This is a genomic window from Marinifilum sp. D714, from assembly GCF_030851345.1.
GTDB lineage: Bacteria > Bacteroidota > Bacteroidia > Bacteroidales > Marinifilaceae > Marinifilum.
Genome location: NZ_JALPNU010000006.1, coordinates 1 through 24,065 on the forward strand (window position 1 = coordinate 1; position 24,065 = coordinate 24,065).

15 protein-coding genes are annotated in these 24,065 nt (G+C 34.9%); 4 read left to right on the forward strand and 11 right to left on the reverse strand.

Going from position 1 to position 24,065, the window contains the following annotated elements; all coding sequences use genetic code 11:
• Positions 1 to 389 precede the first annotated feature (389 nt).
• From M0051_RS07920 to M0051_RS07945, 6 genes are all read right to left on the reverse strand, one after another.
• A complete protein-coding gene (locus M0051_RS07920) occupies positions 390 to 1,193 on the reverse strand; it encodes a hypothetical protein (RefSeq protein ID WP_306740995.1) in 804 nt (267 codons plus the stop codon).
• A gap of 29 nt (positions 1,194 to 1,222) precedes the next feature.
• A complete protein-coding gene (locus M0051_RS07925) occupies positions 1,223 to 2,680 on the reverse strand; it encodes a SusD/RagB family nutrient-binding outer membrane lipoprotein (protein WP_306740996.1) in 1,458 nt (485 codons plus the stop codon).
• A 19-nt stretch (positions 2,681 to 2,699) separates the two neighbouring features.
• The gene (locus M0051_RS07930) at positions 2,700 to 5,867 is read right to left on the reverse strand and encodes a SusC/RagA family TonB-linked outer membrane protein (RefSeq protein WP_306740997.1); all 3,168 of its coding nucleotides are present in this window, start codon (positions 5,865 to 5,867) and stop codon (positions 2,700 to 2,702) included.
• Positions 5,868 to 6,252: 385 nt separating this feature from the next.
• Positions 6,253 to 6,636: a hypothetical protein gene (locus M0051_RS07935; protein ID WP_306740998.1), complete on the reverse strand. Its 384-nt coding sequence runs from the start codon at positions 6,634 to 6,636 to the stop codon at positions 6,253 to 6,255.
• Between the two features lie 213 nt (positions 6,637 to 6,849).
• Positions 6,850 to 8,340 (reverse strand): RagB/SusD family nutrient uptake outer membrane protein, encoded by a 1,491-nt coding sequence (locus M0051_RS07940; protein ID WP_306740999.1) that lies wholly within the window; start codon positions 8,338 to 8,340, stop codon positions 6,850 to 6,852.
• Positions 8,341 to 8,355: 15 nt separating this feature from the next.
• Entirely contained in the window at positions 8,356 to 11,547 is a 3,192-nt protein-coding gene (locus tag M0051_RS07945; RefSeq protein ID WP_306741000.1) for a TonB-dependent receptor, read from the reverse strand.
• A 379-nt stretch (positions 11,548 to 11,926) separates the two neighbouring features.
• Here M0051_RS07945 and M0051_RS07950 point away from each other — a divergent pair, with 379 nt between their 5' ends.
• The 3 genes from M0051_RS07950 (at position 11,927) to M0051_RS07960 (ending at position 14,711) form a co-directional block, all read left to right on the forward strand.
• The gene (locus tag M0051_RS07950; RefSeq protein WP_306741001.1) at positions 11,927 to 13,390 is read left to right on the forward strand and encodes an aminoacyl-histidine dipeptidase; all 1,464 of its coding nucleotides are present in this window, start codon (positions 11,927 to 11,929) and stop codon (positions 13,388 to 13,390) included.
• Between the two features lie 203 nt (positions 13,391 to 13,593).
• Positions 13,594 to 14,373: an HD domain-containing protein gene (locus M0051_RS07955; protein ID WP_306741002.1), complete on the forward strand. Its 780-nt coding sequence runs from the start codon at positions 13,594 to 13,596 to the stop codon at positions 14,371 to 14,373.
• A 113-nt stretch (positions 14,374 to 14,486) separates the two neighbouring features.
• Positions 14,487 to 14,711: a (2Fe-2S)-binding protein gene (locus M0051_RS07960; RefSeq protein WP_282014700.1), complete on the forward strand. Its 225-nt coding sequence runs from the start codon at positions 14,487 to 14,489 to the stop codon at positions 14,709 to 14,711.
• Between the two features lie 404 nt (positions 14,712 to 15,115).
• On the opposite strand, the gene M0051_RS07965 is transcribed toward M0051_RS07960, so the two are convergent.
• The 5 genes from M0051_RS07965 to mce form a co-directional block, all read right to left on the reverse strand.
• Positions 15,116 to 16,228: a sodium ion-translocating decarboxylase subunit beta gene (locus tag M0051_RS07965; protein WP_373568308.1), complete on the reverse strand. Its 1,113-nt coding sequence runs from the start codon at positions 16,226 to 16,228 to the stop codon at positions 15,116 to 15,118.
• A 555-nt stretch (positions 16,229 to 16,783) separates the two neighbouring features.
• On the reverse strand, positions 16,784 to 17,206 hold the full coding sequence (locus tag M0051_RS07970; protein WP_306741004.1) for a biotin/lipoyl-containing protein: 423 nt from the start codon (positions 17,204 to 17,206) through the stop codon (positions 16,784 to 16,786).
• A gap of 4 nt (positions 17,207 to 17,210) precedes the next feature.
• Complete coding sequence (locus tag M0051_RS07975) at positions 17,211 to 17,561, reverse strand: OadG family protein (protein ID WP_243421787.1); 351 nt, start codon at positions 17,559 to 17,561, stop codon at positions 17,211 to 17,213.
• Positions 17,562 to 17,572: 11 nt separating this feature from the next.
• Positions 17,573 to 19,129 carry an acyl-CoA carboxylase subunit beta gene (locus M0051_RS07980; RefSeq protein WP_306741005.1) on the reverse strand — a complete coding sequence of 519 codons (1,557 nt, stop codon included), beginning with the start codon at positions 19,127 to 19,129 and terminating at the stop codon, positions 17,573 to 17,575.
• A 56-nt stretch (positions 19,130 to 19,185) separates the two neighbouring features.
• Positions 19,186 to 19,590 carry a methylmalonyl-CoA epimerase gene (mce, locus tag M0051_RS07985; RefSeq protein WP_054721465.1) on the reverse strand — a complete coding sequence of 135 codons (405 nt, stop codon included), beginning with the start codon at positions 19,588 to 19,590 and terminating at the stop codon, positions 19,186 to 19,188.
• Between the two features lie 511 nt (positions 19,591 to 20,101).
• Here mce and purL point away from each other — a divergent pair.
• Positions 20,102 to 23,791: a phosphoribosylformylglycinamidine synthase gene (gene purL, locus M0051_RS07990; protein WP_306741006.1), complete on the forward strand. Its 3,690-nt coding sequence runs from the start codon at positions 20,102 to 20,104 to the stop codon at positions 23,789 to 23,791.
• The last annotated feature ends 274 nt before the right edge of the window (positions 23,792 to 24,065 follow it).

The window sequence follows — 24,065 nt, forward strand, 5'->3', positions numbered from 1 at the left end:
GATATACTATCTACAAAAAGTGGCACAACTTAGACCGAAATCAGTGGCACACTTTGCTCCGATATGAGTGGCATAAGTTCGAGCGATTTATCCAAGTGAGAACAATTTTGCGGAAGCATTTATTTAATGTTATAATTCTAAGTTTCTCTGAAACTATTCATTTGTGGAGTCAGCTTTATTTAAGATTTATATTCAAAAATTTGAAAAAACTTCATATTAACATATTTTTTTTAATCAAATACCTCTTCATGAATTTATTACTAGAATACTTTAATTAAATTCGACAGGTTAGAAAAAAGTTTCAAAAAAAAGTCTCCAGGGAATATACCCTGAAGACTATTGATTTTTATTTAATAAAAACAATCAATAACGATTATTTAAATTAACGGCTAATCATTTCTCGTAAACAAGAAATTATAGGTTCCAAATGATCCTTCATCCACACTAATCTTAAATTGCATCTCGAAAGAACCATCACAAGACTTATACAGACCTCCACCAGGACCATAATAGTAGTTTGTGTAAGCCCCCCAAGGAGCACTTGAACCAAGAAGCGAAGTTACAACATCTACTTTAAATGAATTAGGATCAATGTTTAATTCAAGTAAATTATCATTTGCAGCTCCACCTTCCATTTCATAAATACCAGATACAAAAATTTTGAACGGATCATTAGGATCTGCTGTAAATTCAACATCGCCTGCAACCTCCCAATCTTCAGATACAACATGGTAGCTACCAACTGCCATAGCAGGAGTAAATTCACAAGTTACAAATACATTTAATGCAGCTGTCGATCTCGATGTAACATCACCTGAAGTAGTAACAACATGAAATAAAAACGAATCATCTACTTTAATATCACTTTCGGATAAACCTAAAACACCAATTACATCTAAAGCTGGTAAAGTAATAGTTGCCGGAAATGAAGCAATTTCTTGTACAACAGCAGTAGTGCCTTTATAAGTTACCTGTACTTCAGCAGCATCAACCTGTTCTCCTTCTGGTAAATCAACAACAAATTCCACATAAGAATTTGCTAAATCTGATGTATAAAAGGCTGGATTAACATCTGTAATTACCGGTATAATCGATAAACCACGAGATCCTACAAGATTCTCGTTCGTGTCATCACATCCACTAATAAAAAGTGAAAGTGCAACAAATAAACTTAATAATCTATATAATTTCATTCCTTTTTCGTTTTTGTTTAGTTATAACATTATCTGGATCCTCCAGCCCACCATACATTCTCAGAATAAACGTAACTTCCATCACCATATGCTTCACGAACATTTGCATTAGTAGTTACATCTTCAGATCCGTATGAAAATCTTAATGGAAATTGATTAGTATTCAAAGGATTATCCAATTGAATAAAATCTTCGCCCATAGCTCTTAATCGTCTAATATCATTATATGCTTCAATTGCTTCTTCTTCAAAAAAGGCAATATATTTCTGAACCATGATCTCTTTCAAAGTTGTGTTCTGATCTAATAATTTAGGCTCCACCTCATCAGTAAAATAAGTTTCAGCATCAGCTTGTGAAATACCAATATTAGATTTTGCACATGCTGCTACTATTGCTTTTTTAAGAGCTGCAGTCGCATTTACAAGATCACTTTGTCTAGCATATGCTTCAGCTTTTAAAAACTCAACCTCATGATAACTCATTAAATAAGTTGGTGCAGTTAGAGAACTAATTGCAGAAATTCCATAGCGCCCTTGTTCTTGACTTGGTGTTCCATTTGGAGCAAATTCCAAAGTACCTCCATCTGCGTAAGGCTTAAAGAAAATGGCATCTCGTGGATCGTTTCTAGAAGTAAGTTTGTTGTGTAAACTTGTACTTGCACCAAAATAATCACGATCTAAGAAAAATTGTTGAAAAGGACTTTTCGAAGAAGAACCATTGTAATTAAATTGACATTGTTCATCAGCATTAGCAAAAGATTGATTTGCAAAAGAAATTACATCAGTATAATTTGCATTGCGCAATGATAATCTCATTGTATACCTTGCTTTTAAACCGTAAGCAAATTTTATCCAATTATCAATACTATCTTCGTCTCCGTCATAAAGGAAATCCTGATTTCCTAAATTTGGAAAAGTTGTTTCCTTTCCTAAATTCTCAATAGCATTATTTAAAAAGCTAAATATTTCAGTATAGATCGATTCTTGAGAATCTAATACAGGGGTAAAAATTACACCAGGTTGCAATGCTTCAGTCCAAGGTACATCACCCATAACATCTGTTAATATCGCCAAATTATATGCAGATAAAATTTGTGCAATCCCTAACGTATGATAATTACCCTCTTCAGATCCACCTTCGGAACATTTAGCAATCACATCATTAAGATTCAATAAGGTCTGATAAATTGAATTCCATGAATTATTATAAGTAGTACTACTTGTAGGTTCATTCGATCTAATCTCTGCATTATACATCTGATTGTAAACACCCACATTATGCTCAACATAACATGAAGAATAAAAAGCCAAATCAGATCCTGTCACACTAAATGCTGTACTTGTCATTACATCCGTAATAATCAAGTTTGATGCTACATTTGCAGGATCATTCACGTTCTTATTGATATTGTCCATCAAATCTTCAGAACATGAACTAACCATAAAAGCAAATAAAACAATGGTTATATTATAAAATATTTTTTTCATAATTGTCCTTTCTTAATAATTAGAATTTAACATCTATACTAAATCCATAACTTGTTGCCTGAGGAAGAGAAAATCTCTCAAAACCTCCAGCCATATTATTATTTCCCTGAGAAGATTCAGGATCAAAATTATCTAGCTCTGTCCAAAGCAAGATATTTCGTGCAAAGGCAGAAACAGAAAGATCTACATTAGGAATTAAAGTCTTACCAAAATTATATTTTAATGATAATTCTCTAAGTTTCACAAAAGAATTACCATGTATATAATACTCATCAATATTAGTTAATACATCTGAGTATAATGTCTGGTATGCACCAACGTCATTAGCACCACCTCTTGCAATATCGTTTTTCGATCCATCTGCCTTATAACCTTCAAATATAAATGTAGATTCTCTGTCTTCTGTTCTTTCAGACATACCGTATAGATCAAGAAGTCCATTAGAGCCAGAATACATCTGTCCACCATCTTTCCATTCGAAAGTAGCACCAAGAGACCATTTCTTATATCTTAAGTTAGTAGAAACACCTACAATAAAATCAGGAGAAACAGAACCTATTACGCCAGGATCACCAGCCATTGGCATACCGTAACCGTCAGCGTTAGGATCTTCATTAACAAGGATTCTTCCCATTTCATCACGCTTATACTGAGATCCATAAATTACAGGATAAGTATCTCCAATTCCAGCTCTAACTTGAGGAGTTGTAAAACCACCTAAGAAAATACTCTCCACACCTGGGGCCAATTTATCGACAACATTCTCAATTTTTGAATAATTAACATTCAAATCCCAAGTAAAATCGTTTGTAGAGATAGGGGTAAAGTATAAAACAACCTCATGACCATTAGTATGTACCTCTCCTCCATTCATAGTTAAACTACTAGCTCCTGTAGAACCAGCAAGAGGTACCGAGAAAATTTGATCTTCAACATTTTGTCTTGAATATGTATAATCAACTCCTATTCTGTTGTTTAAGAATTTCAAGTTAATCCCTAACTCATAAGATTTTGTATTCTGTGGTTTTAATGCTGGATCGTACAAAACATTATTAGGAATATAAGAACTTGTACCATCTAACGGATATATGATAGGTTCATCAGTCCAGAATCCACCGCCATAATTAGGTTTTGCATAATAATTTTCTCTATATGTTCCAGCTTGTCCAACTTCCGCATAAGAACCTCTAATTTTAGCAAACGAAATCCATTTTGCATTCTTAATAAAATCAAGTTCCGAGGCTACAAATCCTAAAGAAACAGAAGGGTAAAAGAATGATCTGTTATCACGAGGCATTGAAGATGCAACGTCATTACGTCCAGTCATATTCAAGAATAACATATTTTTCCATGAAAGTGAAACACTTGAAAATACACCAACGGTTCTGTCTTTATATTGTGCCTCATCAGAAGTTACTGTATTCGCATTGTTAACATGATTCCATCCTCCAAAATTGAACTCCTGACCAAACTGATCATAAGTTTTCGTTTCGTTATGATTTAATTCATTACCAACAATAACATTCAATTGGAAATCATCATTTATTTTCCAATCAAAATTAGCTGTTAACAAAGAGTTATAGGTTACGTCAGTTACTCCGTAATTATTAATAGAACCTGTCTTTCCTTTACTTCCAAAACCAAAAATATCCTGATAGTGAGTAGTATAAGAATCAATACCCAATTGATATTTCACAGTTAAGTTCATATCTGCTGTTAACTCTTTAGAATATTGAATATATCCATTTCCGAAAAAACGATTTGTTTGTTCATTAAACTCATTATTATGCTCAATCCAATATGGATTGTCAAAAGTTAATGAACGATAATAAATCTGAGTATATGGATCGCCAGGAACATGATAAGGTATGCCTTTTAGGTTATAACTACTTGGAGCAGATAATACACCTGCCAAAGAAGCATCATTAGCTCCCGACAATTTATCAACTTCAGTTTTTGCAAAGTTTGTAGAAAATCCAACTGTAAAATTTTCATTAAGTTTTCTTTCAGCTGCAGCCTTTGCATTCCATCTTTCCATTCCAGTATTTAAAGCAATACCGTCTTGATCTGTATAACCAATTCCCACTGAGAAATTACCATTTTCTGTAGCTTGGCTAACATTAATTCCCGTAGTTGATGTATAACCAGTTTGGTAATAATCATCCCAATTGTTATATACCTGAGGAGTAACCCAAGGATCAAGACCTGCATCCTCTAACTGAGGAACCCTATACATTCCATCATGACCATTTCCATTACCACCATAAGTTGGATCATTAGGTAATTCTGAAATTTTACTACCCCATGACATTGATGTTCTTGGACTATACGCACCAGCATATCCTTGAGCCCAGGTTTTTTGATAGTCTGGAGTTCTGGAAACCATATCAAAACTTGTTGTGTGGTTAATTGAAACTATAGGTTTTCCTTTTACTCCTCCTTTTCCACTCTTGGTAGTAATAATAACAACACCATTCGAGGCTCTAAGCCCATATAATGCTGCTGCTGCCTGACCTTTTAGTACATTAATACTTTCAATATCATTAGGATTCAAATCTAATGCTCTATTAGAAATATCGGCTCCTGTAACACTACTACCAGTACTAAATGCAGCTGTACTTGCGATAGGCATTCCGTCTACTACATACAATGGAGTATTATTTCCTGTAAACGAACGCGATCCTCTAATAACAATTTGAGAAGAAGCACCAGGCATACCGCTTGACATTTTAATATCAACCCCAGCTACCTTCCCTTGCAGCGCTTTTGCCAAATCTGGCGTTCCTGTTTTCTTAAGATCTTCAGCTTTTACGTCCTGTACTGCATATCCAAGAGCTTTCTTTTCTCTTTTAATACCCAATGCAGTAACAACAACTTCATCAACCCCTATTGATTCAGCTTCCATAACAACATCAATTACAGTTTTATTTCCTACTGTAATTTCTTGTGGGACCATTCCCACGAAGCTAAACATTAAAACATCGTTTGGTGAAGCTTCTAATGTATATTTTCCATCAATATCAGTACTAGATCCTATTGTAGTACCTTTAATAACAACAGATACTCCAGGCATGCCCAGACCATCCTCAGCACTCGTTACCGTACCGGTAACTTGCTTGCTTTGCGCATTCACTATTTGTAAGCCCATTAACATGAGACACACAAATAGTCCAATCATTTTTTTCATAAAAAAACTTTTTAGTTAGTAATTAAGTAATGCAAAATGGTTAATGGTAATTAGGTAGGTAAAAATAGTATTTTAATTGGTTTTAACAAACATTAACATTTACAAACACCAGAAAATATAATCATTCTAGCAAAAAATAATTAACCATACAATAAGGCAAAAGTCTTAAACATGCACTTCACCACAACACAATATTTTATGACCTCATGATCTTATTATATTCATTTAATGAAAATTACACACCCCACAACACAACGAAGAGCTAACATCAAAATATGCTAGCTCTTCGTTTTATATTTATCTATGTATAAATCTATTCAAGAAAAAATCAGATTAAATATTTCATTCAAATTCCTATTTTCCCTATTAGCGTGTTCATAGAATGCTAAAACAAACTGTTATAGTGATTAAAAACTTTAATCAAATCATCTTCTTTACCAATCTTCAATTTATTCTTTTTTATTAAAGTTTGAACATACTCCCTTTTATCTTCTAGTAATTGTAAAATCGATTTTTTATTCACTTTAATGAGTTCAGCAACTTCATTACTCCTTCTTATATAGTATTCTTTCTTCAACACATAACGATCAGGATCTGGTGCAGAATAAGAACTAACATCTCTCCCTTTTATGAAACGACAGGTATAATATCTTAACAATTGCACCTTCTTACCTCCACCAAGCAATTCCATAAAATCATCTCTTACCTTATTTCCGTACAACAGTTTTCCATAGATAAAAGTGTGATTGTTAACAATAATAGAATCCATCGTTTGAGGATTTAAGAACCTTAAGAATACCTATTCAAAGTCAATTTGAGACAACCTCTTTTAAAAAAACATTCTATTTTAGTTGAATTACATAATGATTATTTTATCATCTTTTAGAGTATTAAAAGCTAGACCTAAGATGTGTCCTAAATATAAAAAACCGTCTCAAAAAATTATTCTGAGACGGTCTCTTTTTATTTATAATATACTTTTTTAAGGATTTTGATCATCAGGAGTAATTTCTGGATTATTATTAATCTCAGAATCCGGAATCATTAAAAGAATATCTTTATGATTATATGGCATATCTGGCAATAAATAACCATGATTAGATCCTGTATAATCTCTTATAATAGTTTTCTTAAATCTCTTTTTATAATATAATGCACGGCCTTCTCCCCATAATTCAATTCTTGCTTGCATATAGATTTCCTGAAGCAGTGCATCTCCAGAAAGAGAAGCTACATTATAAGGATCCGTATTATTACATCTTGCATTTATAAGATCTAACAATACTGTTTTAGCTTCACCATCTTTTCCTTGACGAGCCAAGGCCTCAGCTTCAATTAAGTACATCTCAGAAACTCTCATCAACACATAATCAGAAACCCAATCAAGCTCTTTTCCTGCTTCATTATAAAACTTATTTTGCCAAGCATCACCATAAGCAGCTCTATTGTCAGCATCTTGATTATAAAATGTGTTATAACGATAATCATTCTCGTCAATATGACTAAACAATTCTGCATCCATGATTTTATACATGTTAAATGGCGTATAACCGTCATCAACACTACTTACATGCGAGAAAAATGAATCATAGCTATTATTCGTCTCTGTAGTAACATCAATACCCCAAATCCATTCATCGTTATTAATATCATTAAATCCACTTTGATACTTTGATTCTGTCATGAAAGAATAACCTACTTTAGCTTTTTTAGCTTCTACTTCTGCTTTCTCATAATCGCCCATAAATAAAGCAACTTGTGCATAAATAGCAGATAGTGCATTTTCATTAAAATCGCGTACTCCCAAAGAAGCGACATCTTTCACATTAAATGCAATCTGCGCAGAATCTAAATCATTAACAATTTGTGTATATACTTCACCAACACTATTTCGTCCCTTAGGAGCATCATTAACAGATGTTGTATATACAGGTACTCCTGGTGCATTCATATCATCAAGATATGGGTGCTGAAGCATATTAATTAATTTGAAATAACAATATCCTCTTAAACCACGAGCTTGTGCATAAATTGATGCTAATTTAGGATCCTCAGGGACTGTTGGCATCGTTTCTATAATTCCATTCAAAGAATAAATTAAACTATAAAATGTTCTCCAATAATACGTAGGACGCGAATAAGTTGGACTATGAACTTGTAGGGTATATTCCCACCAGTACCATCCATATCCTTGGGCCGTCATAACCATATCTCCTGAAAATAAATCGGAAACAAGATCATATGACTTCTGCCCTGAATAAGGCTCACGATTGCTAACAGCTTCATTAATTAATAAAGTACTATAAACACCCTTTAATTTGCCTTCGATAACTCCAGCTAACTTTGATGCTGGTAAATCTGCTAATTGTTCTGGCGTAACCTGGGCTTCAGGTTCTGCCTCTAAAAAATCATCTGAACATCCGATAAATGTTAAAATGAAGATTCCTAATATAATATATTTAAATTTCATCATTTTCATCTATTTCAATTAAAACGTTACTTTTACACCTAATGTTACTGCACTCATTGGAGTATACCTATACTCATCAGAACTACCTGTAGTAGAAGTATTAGGATAAAAACCTTTTCTTTTTGTAAAAGTATATAAATTATTACCTGAAGCATATACACTTAATGCATCAACATTTAATTTATCACAAATTTCATTTGAGAAAGTATAGCCTAACCTAACATTAGATAGTCCAAGGAAAGAAGCATCTGTTAACCAGCGGTCAGATCTTGAACTAATATTCTTGTCTAAATCATTTGTTAATCTTGGAATGTCTGTAGTAGTATTTCCAGGGGTCCATCTATTCAATATATCCTTGTGATAAACTCCTTTACCAACAGCTCTGGCCGAATTCATAAGATCTGCATAAATACCATCATATGCTTTTCCACCAATTTGATAAATACATCTCACATCTAAGTCAAAACCTTTGTATCTATAATAAAACGAGAATCCACCTTGTAAATCAGGAATTGCAGTATTTCCAGTAAATACACGTGTAGCTTCATCATAATCTGTTGTCTTTTCCCAGGTATAATCACCAAGGTTTTCCTCGGTTGACTTATTAATATCTGCAATAGCTCCATCTTCATTTACAGCAACCCACCATTGAGCTTGACCCGTTGCAGAATCAACCCCGGCATATCTTTGAAGGTAACGATCATAGATAGAACGTCCTTTTTCATATCCAAATGTTCCATTACGAATGAATTCTGAAGGCTTACCTGTTGCAGGATCAGCTGGCATTTTTGTAATCTCATTTTTATAATGTGCTCCATTCAAATTAATAGTTAATTCATGATCATCATTACTTACAGGAGTATATGAGAAACTAAATTCAAATCCTGAATTACGCATATCTAAATCATTCACAAAAATAGAAGAATATCCCAATGAGCCAGCTACATCACGTGAATATAACATATCCTTAGTATCTCGAACATAATACTCTAATGAACCTGACAGCTTTCTGTTCCATAAGTCAAATTCAACACCAACATTAAAATTGGTATTAGACTCCCAAGTCAAATTAGGATTACCTTTTGAATCAAACTCCAAAGCCATTTGATCGTTAAGGTTAGCAATGTTATACAAGTCAAATGCAGGGTAAGATGATGTAATATTTTCGTTACCTGAAACACCATAACTAGCTTTAAATTTTAATAAATCAATAAAACTATAATCTGCTAAGAAATCTTCATCACTAGCTTTCCATGATCCACCAATTGACCAAAAATCACCCCATCTATCATTAGGGAATCTTGAACTACCATCTCTACGGTAGGAACCTTTAAGGAAATATTTACTTTTATAATCATAAATAACTTGACCAAAGTAACTTTCCATAGAACGACTATATGTATCTGAATTCAATGTCTCTAACTTAATGGCATTACTAAATTCAGGTACATGCTCTTTCAAAGTTCCAGTCTTATAACCATACTGATACTTTCTCTCATAGTCGTAAACCTCATGTCCAACCATAGCTGAAATAGTATGGTCATCAAATTGCTTATTCCAATTTAAAATCTGGTTCCATGTATAGGTAAGTCTGTTATTAGTAGTTCGTGAAACAGAACCTTTTCCTTTACCATCTCCATACAATGAATTTTGCTGTCTTGCTGACAATGAGCTTTGATATGTTACACCAATTCTAGTTGAAAATTTAAAATTATCTAAGAATGTAGCCTCTAAATAAGAATTCGCAGTAACTTCATGAATCTCAGTAAATCTTTCGTCTAACTCATAACTTCTCGCTGGATTAATAAAATTACCAAATCTTCTTTCCAAACCAGGAGCTGATCCATCAGAGTAGTCATACAAATAATCATCATTTTCATCAAAAACTCTGTTATAATCCTCATCATAAACAAATACTGGATAAATAGGAGGGATATTATTAATAAAATAAAATGCATTATTCGCTGCACTACTATCCTCACTAACAGGATTAGTCATTTTTGAATATGTATAACTTAACTTATTTGACGTTTTCAACCAAGATTTAACCTGATGATCCAAATTTATTACAGAACTTAAACGATCAAAACTAGACTCTTTAACATACCCTTCATCATTCATATAATTAACTGACGAATAATAAGTTGTTCTATCTTTACCCCCTCTAAAACTTACACCAATAGATTTGCGAAGACCTGTCCTCATCATTTCATCTTCCCAATCGTCATTAATCATTCGTTGGGCACTCTGATTAAATACACCATCTACTCCTACTAGTTGATCATCCGCAACATTATACAAATTATAACCACCTAACTCACTTACTAAGTTTTGTGATGCCCACGCATTTGCAGCATTTAAATCCAAGGCCCCTGCAGGTGCATATAGTTTAGCATTTCTTAATGCTTCCCAAGATAGCTCATAGTACTCCTCAGGACTATCAGTAGTTTCATAATATGGTAACAATCTAAAGCTAGTACCTAAATCTATATTTACATCAATTTTGGATTTTCCTTGTTTACCTTTCTTGGTTTCAATCAAAACTACACCATTAGCTGCTCTGGAACCATACAAAGCCGCTGCTGAAGCATCTTTCAAAACAGTAAAAGATTCAATATCTCTTGTATCAATAGAGCTTAAATCTCCACCAAATGGGATACCATCCAACACATAAAGAGGCTCTGATGAAGCATTTAAAGAGCCAATACCTCTAATTCTAATCTGTGCCGTCTCACCTGGCTGACCTGAAGAATTGATAACCTGAACACCAGCTACCTCTCCTTCTAAAGCTTTTGTAATCTCTGTAGTCTTTCTCTTTTCTAATTTATCTGCTTTTACTACAGTTGCAGAACCAGTAAATGATGATCTTTTAGCTGTCCCGTACGCAACAACCATTACCTCATCAACACCAATGGATTCGTTTTCCATTACTACATTAATTACAGTTTGATTTCCTACTGTAACTTCTTGAGAAACCATACCAACAAAACTAAACATCAAAACATCTGATGCTTCCGCTTTAAGGGTGTATTTCCCATCAATATCAGTACTAGCCCCAATCGTAGTACCTTTAATCACAACAGATACTCCTGGCATTCCCAGTCCGTCCTCGGCACTAGTTACTGTACCAGTAATCTGTTTACTTTGTGCATTTACTATTTGTACACCTATAAGAAATAGATACACAAATAGTCCAATCATTTTTTTCATAAAAAAACTTTTTTAGTTAGTAATTAAGTAAAGATTCTAATATGGTTAATGGTAATTTTAGATCCTAAATATAATATTTTAAATTTATTTAACAAATTTTAACAAACTCCTCCTGCTACTCATTTTTTTATGACTTTCATCATAGTTTACAACCAATTTTTCAGCACAATAGTTAAACTACAAATAAGCTAATTTTTCACGAGTACGCCCTATTAAAGCATCACTATAAAGATTTTTAACATTTGAATAGAAACAATATTTATCTATTAACTTTTTGTTGAATTATCACCAAGTACTTTTGATGAATACCCAAATATTTATTACTAAATATTATAATCCCGAGCCTAATTATTACATTTGAAAAAAAATTTAAACAACAATGGAAAATATATTAAGCAAATTAGAACCTAAGGAAGTTTGGAAACACTTTGAAGACATCTGTCAGGTCCCTCGCCCTTCTAAAAAGGAAGAAAAAATAATTGAGTTTTTAATTGAGTTTGGAAAGAAGAACAATTTAGAAACTAAAAGAGATGAGATTGGTAATGTGTTGATTAAAAAACCTGCTACTCCAGGCAAAGAAAACCTGAAAACAGTGGTTCTACAATCGCATATGGATATGGTTTGCGAAAAAAACAATGATACAACTCACAATTTTGACACCGATCCAATTACACCATGGATTGACAACGGCTGGGTAAAAGCAAAAGGAACCACTCTGGGCGCTGATGATGGTATTGGTATGGCTGCAGAAATGGCTCTTCTAACATCTAATAATATTGAACATGGTCCTATAGAATGTCTTTTTACTGTAGATGAAGAAACAGGCTTATCAGGTGCTTTCGCTCTACAACCAGGTTTTTTCGATGGTAAGATTCTATTGAATTTAGACTCAGAAGACGAAGGGGAGATATTTATAGGATGTGCTGGAGGAATTGACACTTTAGCCAATATGGAATATCAAAAAGAGGAGGTTCCTAACGGACATTTCGCCATTAGAATTGATGTTAAGGGATTACTTGGCGGTCACTCTGGAGACGAAATCAACAAAGGACGTGGAAATTCGAATAAAATACTGAATAGATTTCTTTGGCAAATCAACAAGAAGTACAATATCCGAATTAACGAATTTAATGGTGGTAACCTTAGAAATGCAATTCCTCGTGAAGCATATGCTATAATAACCTTACCTTCAGAATTTAAGGAAAATGTTAGAGCAGACCTGAACATTTACGCTTCAGAAATGGAGCATGTTTGGGAAATTTACGAGCCAAAACTTAAGATCACATTAGAGTCAGTTGAAAAACCTGCATTTGTTATTGATGTCAATACTAGTAATAATTTAATGGATGCTATTTACGCTTGTCCGCACGGAGTTTTTTCCATGAGTTCAAGAATGCCTGGTATGGTTGAAACATCAACCAATTTAGCTTCTGTTAAATTTACCAATGATAACAAAATACAAATCACAACTTCACAACGTAGCGATGTGGACAGCGAAAAATACAACATTGCTCAAATGGTTGGCAGCTCATTAACTTTGGCTGGTGCTCAAATCGAACATACCGATGGTTATCCTGGATGGGCACCAAACCCTAATTCAGAAATTTTAACTGTTGCTGTAGATTCTTACAAAAAACTTTTTGGAAAAGAGCCTGTAGTCAGATCTATCCATGCAGGATTAGAGTGTGGTTTATTCCTGGAAAAATATCCAGAAATGGACATGATTTCATTTGGACCTACTTTAAGAGATGTACATTCTCCTGATGAAAGAATTAATATCGAAACTGTAGAAAAGTTTTGGCAACATCTGGTAGATATCATTCAAAACATGCCAGCCAACTAAAAAATAGAATTTAAAAAATGCGATCAATAATTGATCGCATTTTTTCTATCTCCAATCGTAAAAATTTAAGTATTGAACCAATGGATAAAGCCTCTTGTCATAAAACATGAACATTGGTCAAATCCTTATCAATTCAACCGTACAAATACTTTCCGCTTTTATAGAAAAGATGTAGTTTTGCGTGCTATTTTAACACATACATCTTGAATCAAGAAATTTACCAAAATATTGAATCCTGGTTTGAAATATACTCAAACAGTTTTTCAAGCGAGAACGAGGAAATCAGCCTGAATTTTGACCTAAAAAGAATTCATTCTTGTAATACGGTTGAGATCATTACAGAACTTTCATCAGAATGTGAATTAAATGATGAACAGTTATTAATTTCCAAAACAATTGCTCTCCTGCATGATGTTGGAAGATTCGAGCAATTATTGAAACACGAAACTTTCTCGGATAACGAACAGGATAATCATATCGATTTAGGAATCGATGTTTTAAAATCGGAAAATGTACTTGGTAAACTAGAAGAGGATACCGTACAAATCATTTTCGAATGTATTCGTTATCACGACATCGACATTTTACCTAAATCAGTAAATAAGGACGCTCTGACATTCCTTAAGCTACTTAGAGATGCTGATAGAATAGATATTCTAAACATTCTTTCAAAGTACTATACAGAATATAAAACTGGCTCTAATAAAAGATTAGAAATGGAGCTGGCAGATAAACCAGAAATCTCGAAAATGGTTTATAAATCGGTTATGGACGAAAAGGTGGTTAGCAAAAAGGATATTCTTACACTTAATGAACAAAAGATTCATCAAATGTCATGGGTTTACGATTTAAACTTTAAAAAGAGCTTTAAAGTAGTAAGCGAAAAGAACTATCTAAAAAAAATCTACGAATCATTACCTAAAAAAGATGAGGTAATAGATATGTACAGACAGATGAAAATCTATCTTGAAAACAACTTATAATCAACACTTTGAATCTTTATTTAGATTTATTTTAAATTAATTACCTTATTTCTCTGATATCAATCGAAGAATATATATATTTACATCAGAATTATATATTAATTGAGATTAACATGAGAGACATAGTTTGCAACTGTCAAATGGTAGACAGAAACACAATAGATAAAGCAATTCACGATAAAAATGCCACTACAATAGAAGAAATTAGACGATACACAGGAGCTAACACAGGATGCGGAAAGTGTATGTCGTATATCAATAGTATTTTAGATGTAGAAGTTCCTAAAATAGTTAAAAAGGAAGAAAGCACTCAAGGTAGTAGATTTAAACTATGGTAACATAAAGCTTCGATTTTTCGAAGCTTTTTTTATTTCTACAAATTCACAAAAACAGAAACAGGAGAAACGAAAAAACCATATCCTTCTCGCCTCTCCCATTAAAACCATTTTTACATCTGATATAATTAGTTGTTATAAATATATAACATCCAATCAATATAAAAAAATCAGATATTTGGAAAGATTATACCTTCTGAAAGCCTCGCAATACATACTTATTGTTCCAATAGATAAACTCTAAACCCGAAAGCAAGGCCATGGCAAGATGAATAGGTTCCCAGACCTATAAGAAGCATGGGAGCTATTCCAAATACGATGAAAATCGTTACATATCCGATAAGAACCATAAAAAGGGCTGTTGATTACTCAACAACCCTTTTGATATATTAACTATAGATGTTTGGCTACATTAAGAAGCTCAATAAGATACCTGCACCTACTGCCGAGCCAATAACCCCAGATACGTTAGGAGCCATTGCATGCATCAATAAGTGGTTAGATGGATCGTTTTGTAATCCCATATTCTGAACTACACGAGCACTATCTGGTACAGCTGATACACCTGCAGCACCAATCATTGGGTTGATTGGACGATCTTTTGGCGAGAACCAGTTCATGATTTTAGCGAAAATTACACCTCCGGCAGTTGCTACAATAAATGAAGCAGCACCAAGACCGAAAATCATGATAGAGTCAGCAGTTAAAAACACGTCAGCCTGGGTAGAAGCACCAACAGTAACACCTAACAAGATTGTAATGGTGTTAATCAATGCATTACTTGCAGTATCTGCCAAACGGTTAGTAACAGTTGATTCCTTTAACAAGTTACCAAAGAACAACATACCTAATAGAGGTAGAGCTGTTGGTGAAATGTATGCAGTTAACAACATACCTACAATAGGGAAAATTATCTTCTCAAGACGAGTAACAGCGCGTGGTGGCTTCATCTTAATCTTTCTTTCCTTCTTAGTTGTAAGCAAGTTGATAATCGGAGGCTGAATTACAGGTACCAATGCCATGTATGAATAAGCAGCAATCGCAATAGGACCAATCAAGTTCTTCACAGTCTCACCATTGGCCATTACATTCATACCATTCGCCAATTTCGATGAAAGGAAGATAGCTGTTGGACCATCAGCACCACCAATGATACCAATTGCACCTGCTTCTGGCGGAGCAAATCCCAACCAAAGAGCACCTAGGAAAGTAGCAAAAATACCAATCTGAGCTGCTGCTCCCAATACCATCAATCTTGGATTCGAGATCAAGGATGAGAAGTCGGTCATTGCACCAATTCCCAAGAATATCAATGGCGGATACCATCCATTCACAACCCCGGAGTATAGAATATTCATTACTGAACCTGGCTCGTAGATACCCAACTTCAAGTTGAAGTCAACCGCCTGGAACATTGGAATATTACCAATAATAATACCTGTACCAATAGGAATCAACAATAATGGCTCATAATCATATCTAATCGCTAAGAAAATGAATACCAACCCAATTAAAACCATTAATAAGTTTCCTGCGGTAACGTTTGCAAATCCGGTAAATTCATAAAAGTTTTTCAACCCAACTACGGCACTTGAATTGTGCTCGCTATCTAACACAGGGTTTCCAAAGTTTAGGAAGTCACCTTCAATTTTTGCATTTCGTTCAGCAATTTGAAGAACTTCTGAAGTTGTAACGTATGCATTTGAACCTGAATTAGGGTCAGTATTCTTATGCAAGTGAGTAACTTTTTTAGGATTAAAGGTCATTGTTAAGTTAGTACCATTTAGCACCCAATGCCCCGTAAATCTCTGCTTAATAGAGTCCATTGTAAAGGTATTATCCTTCTTGAACTCAATAGTTTTGTAACGTTTTACCGTTGTTTTCGATTCACCAATAGGATTTGGAATATAACCATCAGCGTGGTTAACCCATTTTCCGCTTGTTAGTTTAGCTGTTGCATCCCCTTGATCTTGAGCAATAGAGTTTATTGCAAACCCCATTATCAAAATCATCGAGAATACCAATGTATAAAGTTTTCTCATTGTGTCAGTTCTTTGACTTTAAATTCAAAAATGTTATGCAATTTCAACAAGAACATCGTCCTGAAGTACGCTATCGCCTACTGCAACCTTAACGGCTTTAACAGTACCACCCTTTTCAGCCATAACATTGTTTTCCATCTTCATTGCTTCCATTACCAACAAAGTATCACCTGGGTTAATGGTATCACCAACAGCAACGTTGATTTTAATAATGCTACCTGGAAGTGGAGCCTTAACAGTGATTGCACCAGCACCACCTTTTTGAATTTTTCCTTCGCCTGGCTTATTAACAACAGGCTTGCGAACTAGTGTAGGAGTTTTAGTTGCTTTTTCTTCAACATGTACATCTACATCATAGCTAGTTCCGTTCACTTCAATTTTGGCATTCGATCCTTCAAAATCCTTGATTTCTACATCGTATTCCTGCCCTCTTATCGTAAATTTGAACTTCTTCATTTTTTTATCTTGGTTGATTATTTACTCCATAAATCTTAGAACTCCACGGAGAATAATTCTTAGTAACTTTTTTAATTGTGATGATATTGCTTTCTTCATCGTGCAATTGATTGAAGTGCATATGCAAAGCCATTGCAATAGCTGCATTCACGTTTCCTTCAACTGTTAAATCATCAACTTCTGCGCAAGGTTTACCTTCTTTTACAAGCTTCTTTCTTAAATTAAGCTGCAGAAGTTTAGGCAAATTGGTGAAAACAATAACCAAAAGTACCAATGCAACAAATACAATTGAGTACCCCACTAATGCTACTGTCCATCCTCCTTGACTTCCTATAGATAATAAATTCATCATCATAGTGCTATTTTTTACAATGGAATATTAGAGTGCTTCTTCGGTGGATTCACCAATTTCTTAGTCTGTAGAGACTGGAATGCGCGAATCACACGGAAACGAGTATTTCTTGGCTCGATTACATCATCGATATAACCGTAAGAAGCAGCATTGTAAGGATTAGCAAATGCCTCATTGTACTCAACTTCTTTTTCTTCAATGAACTTCACTTTTTCATCATCGCTTAGTTCAGCAAGCTTTCTACCGTGAAGTACTTCAATCGCTCCTTTAGCACCCATTACTGCAATTTCAGCAGTTGGCCAAGCGTAGTTCAAGTCACCACGAAGCTGCTTAGAAGACATTACATCGTGAGCTCCACCGTAAGATTTTCTAAGAGTAATCGTTACTTTTGGTACCGTAGCTTCACCATAAGCGAACATTAATTTCGCACCATGAGTAATGATACCACCGAATTCTTGTCCTGATCCAGGAAGGAAGCCAGGAACATCAACCAATGTTAAAATCGGAATATTGAAACAGTCACAGAAACGGATAAATCTAGCCGCTTTTCTAGATGATTCAATATCAAGAACACCAGCAAGGAAGTTTGGTTGATTAGCAACCACACCTACTGACATTCCGCCCATACGAGTAAAACCAACGATGATATTCTTAGCATAGTGACGGTGAACTTCCAGGAATTCCGCATCGTCAGCAATTGCATAAATAACATCCTTCATATCGTAAGGCATGTTAGGATTGTCAGGAATAATATCATTAAGAACATCCTCCATTCTATCAATTGGGTCGTTACTCGCTACGATTGGAGCTTCTTCCAAGTTGTTTGAAGGCATGTAAGATAATAGCTTACGGATAATAGCGATACCTTCTTCCTCATCTTCCAACATGAAGTGAGAAACACCTGATTTAGAAGCGTGCATTTTAGCACCACCAAGATCCTCTACTGTAATATCTTCACCTGTTACAGTTTTTACAACTTTAGGACCAGTAACAAACATATATGATTTCTCTTCAGTCATCATGATAAAGTCAGTCAACGCTGGAGAATACACAGCACCACCTGCACAAGGACCAAAAATTGCAGAAATTTGAGGAATAACCCCAGAAGCAAGAATATTTCTTTCGAAGATTTCAGCATATCCTGCCAAAGCAGTAACACCTTCCTGAATACGAGCTCCACCTGAATCGTTCAAACCGATAACTGGTGCACCCATTTTCATTGCCATATCCATGATTTTGCAAATCTTCTGTGCAAAAGTTTCTGACAAAGAACCTCCAAAAACAGTAAAATCTTGAGAGAATACGAATACCAATCGTCCATCGATTGTACCTTGTCCTGTAACAACACCATCACCTAAGAATTTGGTTTTTTCCATACCAAAGTTAGTACAACGGTGAGTCACGAACATGTCGAATTCTTCAAAACTTCCTTCATCAAGAAGCATGTCGATTCTTTCGCGAGCTGTATACTTGCCTTTCTTGTGTTGAGAGACGATTCTTTTCTCTCCTCCACCAAGCTTAGCCTCTGCTCTTAAATCAATTAGTTTTTTAATCTTATCCTGACTAGCCATAACTTTATTGAGTTGTTATATATATAATTATTGAGTTTTTATGTAATTATGAGTTTTTATTTGTCTCCACAAAGCTCAGTCAATACTCTCATTGTTGATTTTGGATGCAAGAATCCAATTTTCAATCCTTCAGCACCACCACGAGGAGCTTTATCGATTACCTGGCAACCAGCTTCCTGAACATCATTCAATGCTTCCTGTACGTCTTCAACAGCAAAAGCCAAGTGGTGCATTCCACCTCCTGTTTTCTCTACAAACTTTCCAATTGGACCTTCTGGATCTGTAGACTCCAACAACTCGATTTTTACGTCTCCAACTTTAAAAAAAGCAGTCTTCACCTTCTGATCAACAACTTCTTCAATTGCGTAACACTCCAATCCCAATACTTTTTCATAAAATGGAATTGCTTCTTCTAAGCTTTTTACAGCGATACCGATATGTTCAATATGCGTTGGTTTCATACTAGTTTATTTTTAAAAATTTATTTTGGACAAAAATATCTAATCAAAAATTTTTGATCAATGATCTTGAACATTATTAAAGTTGTTCTTCAACATGTTCTTGATTCACTGCAAAAAAGTTTTCTATCTATTGAATTTCAATAATATAACATTTAAATTCAAGTATTACGGTAACGATTTCACATGTTTTTTTCGAAAACCTTTGCAGAATTAAACGTCATTTTGAATTGCACTCCAAAGGAAAATGTTTTTTTCAAATTAAATGACAAAAAATTTACTATTACAAAACATATCTCTGCAGCATATAAAAGAGCTAAAACTCCAGTTCTATTTTAACAATTTATTGTGCGAGAACACCTACAATATCTATTTGCTTGCTATGCGGAAAATTATTCTTGATTATTCAAATAAATCAGCATATAAATAAAAGCAATAATGCAAGTCTTTTATTTATATTTGCACTTTGAAACAACATTCAACCAGTTTTATAAATTTATAAGTTGACTTTAAGATGATTTTATTCTTCAAAAAAGACGAAGTACACTTTGTTGTTCAGGCAACAAACCAATTGAATGGATTAGATCTTAACAAGCTATCGTGGCTGTTTGGTAATGCGGAAAAATTAGATCAAGACACACTTGATGGAATTTTTGTGGGTCCAAGAAAAGAAATGATTACTCCTTGGAGTACAAATGCTGTAGAAATTACTCAAAACATGGGAATTGATGGCTTGCTAAGAATAGAGCAATACATACTCGTTGATTCCGACAAAGCTGATTTTGATCCTATGCTTCAGTCGATGTACAAAGGCCTTGATCAGGAAGTTTATACAATTGACAAACAACCAGATCCAATTGTTTACATTGACAATATTGAAGAATACAATCAACAAGAAGGTTTAGCATTAAGTGCTGATGAAATTTCTTACTTGAATGATGTTTCAGAAAAAATAGGCAGAAAATTAACAGATTCTGAGGTATTTGGTTTTTCTCAAGTAAACTCAGAACACTGTCGTCATAAAATCTTCAACGGTACCTTTATTATAGATGGTGAAGAAAAAGAATCTTCATTATTCCAATTAATTAAAAAGACATCAAAAGAAAACCACAATAGAATTGTATCTGCATACAAAGACAATTGTGCTTTCCTTGGTGGACCTAAAGCTGAGCAATTTGCTCCGTACTCACACGACAAAGCAGACTTTTTCTATACAAAGGATATCGAAACTGTGATCTCGCTTAAAGCGGAAACTCACAACTTCCCTACTACAGTTGAGCCATTTAATGGTGCTGCAACTGGTACTGGTGGTGAAATTCGTGATAGAATAGCTGGTGGTAAAGCTGCAATTCCAATGGCAGGTACAGCAGTTTACATGACTTCTTACCCAAGATTGGAAGCTTCTCGAAAATGGGAAAGCGCAACTGAAGCAAGAGAGTGGTTGTATCAAACTCCTGAAGAGATCCTTATTAAAGCATCAAATGGAGCTTCTGACTTTGGCAACAAATTCGGACAACCTCTTATTGTAGGTTCGGTTCTTACATTCGAACATTTTGAAAACAACAAGAAGTATGGTTACGACAAGGTGATCATGCAAGCTGGAGGTATTGGTTACGGTCGTTTGGAGCAAGCTCAGAAAGATGTTCCTGAAAAAGGAGATAAAGTGGTTCTTCTTGGTGGTGATAACTACCGTATCGGAATGGGTGGGGGTGCCGTTTCATCGGTTGCTACTGGTGAGTACGACAACTCTATTGAATTGAATGCGGTTCAGCGTTCGAATCCTGAAATGCAGAAACGTGTATGTAATGCGATTCGTGCGATGGCTGAAGCTGATGAGAACCCAATCATCTCTATCCACGACCACGGTGCAGGTGGACACTTGAATTGTCTGTCGGAGTTGGTTGAAGAAACCGGAGGAAAGATTGACTTGAATGCCCTTCCTGTTGGTGATCCTACCCTATCTGCAAAAGAGATTGTAGGTAATGAGTCTCAGGAAAGAATGGGATTGGTAATGAAGGAAAAAGATGTTGAGCTTTTGACTAAGATTGCCGAGAGAGAAAGAGCTCCTATCTATCAGATTGGTGAAACAACTGGTGATATGAGATTTACTTTTGAAGATAAAAAGACAGGTGAAAATCCTATTGATCTTGGACTTTCTGAAATGTTTGGTAAACCACCAAAAACTATCATGAACGACAAGACAGTTAACGAAGGATTCGAAGCTGTTTCATATGATATTAACAAATTCGAAGAATATTTAGAGAATGTTCTTCAGTTAGAGGCAGTAGCTTGTAAGGACTGGTTGACAAACAAAGTTGACCGTTCGGTAACAGGTAAAATTGCAATGCAGCAATGTGCTGGTCCACTGCAATTGCCTTTGAATAACCTTGGTGCGGTTGCTATCGACTTCCAAGGTGAAAAAGGGATTGCAACATCCATTGGACACACTCCTGTAGCTGCTTTGGTTGATTCAAAGAACGGTAGTCGCTTATCGGTTGCTGAATCGTTAACCAATATGGTATGGGCGCCAATTGAGAAAGGTTTGAAAGGAATTTCACTTTCTGCAAACTGGATGTGGCCATGTAAAAACGAAGGTGAAGATGCGCGTTTATACAATGCCGTTGAATCGATTAGTGATTTTGCAATTAAATTAGGAATAAACATTCCAACTGGTAAGGATTCACTTTCCATGACTCAAAAGTATGGACAAGATGATGTTGTTTACTCTCCGGGAACTGTTATCATTTCAACTGTAGGTGAGATTATCGATATCAAAAAGATGATTTCTCCGGTAATGAAAAATGATGCAAACTCTCACTTGGTATATCTTGATTTCTCTAAAGATGATTTCCAACTGGGTGGTAGTAGTTTTGCTCAAATCGTTAACAAACTAGGTAAGCAAACTCCTGATGTTACCGATGCAGATTACTTTGTGAAGGCATTTGAAACACTGCAGCAATTAATCCTTGATGGAAAAGTATTGGCTGGGCACGATATTTCTGCCGGTGGTATGATTACAGCATTGTTGGAAATGTGTTTTGCCGATAACAAACTAGGTGCGAACATCGATTTAAGCTCAATTGAAGAGAAAGACTTAATTAAGGTACTTTTCAGCGAGAATCCAGGTGTTATTTTCCAGGTTGCTGACAAGGATGCTGTTAGCAAAACTCTTGCTGATAATGGTCTTCGTTTCCACTTTATTGGTTCTCCTGCTGAAGCTGGAAAACTCACAATTGCTAAAAATGATCAGTCATTCAATTTAGATATTGCAAGTTTACGTGACCTTTGGTACAAGACTTCTTACCTATTAGATCGCAACCAATCAGGTAAAGATCTTGCTTTGGAAAGATTCGAAAGCTACAAGAAGAATGAATTGACCTACAAGTTCCCTGAGAACTTCACTGGTAAATTCGCTCAATACGGAATCGATCCGAAGAGAAAAAACTTATCAGGCGTTAAAGCTGCTATCATACGCGAAAAAGGTGTGAATGGCGATAGAGAAATGGCATGGATCATGCACTTGGCTGGCATGGATGTGAAAGACATTCACATGACAGACCTGATCGCTGGCCGTGAAGATTTGAGCGACGTTAACATGATTGTTTTCGTTGGTGGTTTCTCTAACTCAGATGTTCTTGGATCGGCAAAAGGTTGGGCCGGAGCATTCCTTTACAATGAAAAAGCAAAAGCTGCTTTAGACAACTTCTACAACAGACCTGACACCTTGAGTCTAGGTGTATGTAATGGTTGTCAGCTAGTTTCTGAACTTGGGTTAATTTATCCTGAGCACGAAAAACATCCTAAGTTGATTCACAATGAATCTCACAAATTTGAATCTGGTTTCGTAAGTGTTGAAGTACCTGAAAATAACTCGGTAATGCTTTCTTCGCTTGCAGGAAGTAAATTAGGAATCTGGGTTGCTCACGGAGAAGGAAAATTCGATCTTCCATTCGGAGAAGAGGAGTACAATATACCAATGAAGTATGCTTACGATCAGTACCCTGCTAATCCAAATGGTTCGCCATTTGCAACTGCTGCTATTTCTTCTAAAGATGGTCGTCATTTAGCGATGATGCCTCACTTGGAGCGTGCTACTTATCCTTGGAACTGGGCATATTATGATGAAAATCGCATGGAAGATGAATTGACTCCATGGGTTGAAGCCTTTGTAAATGCTAAAAACTGGATTATTGAAAATAAATAATCTCATTTTAAAATATTCAAAAAAGCCTCTGCAATTGTAGAGGCTTTTTTTCTGAAAATCTTGAAAAATAGAATAGTTTTAAAGTTCAAAGACTTCCCCAAATTAACATTTGGTAATTAAAAGTAATTCTATTTCCAAATATTCAAAATCACACAAGAACAAATACTTTCATAAATGTCGGTGATTCTTATTTCATCATGAAATTTTTTATATGTAAATCATAGATCGTAATATTTTTTTCATAACTTGGGCTCTGCTAACTAAAATCACAAAT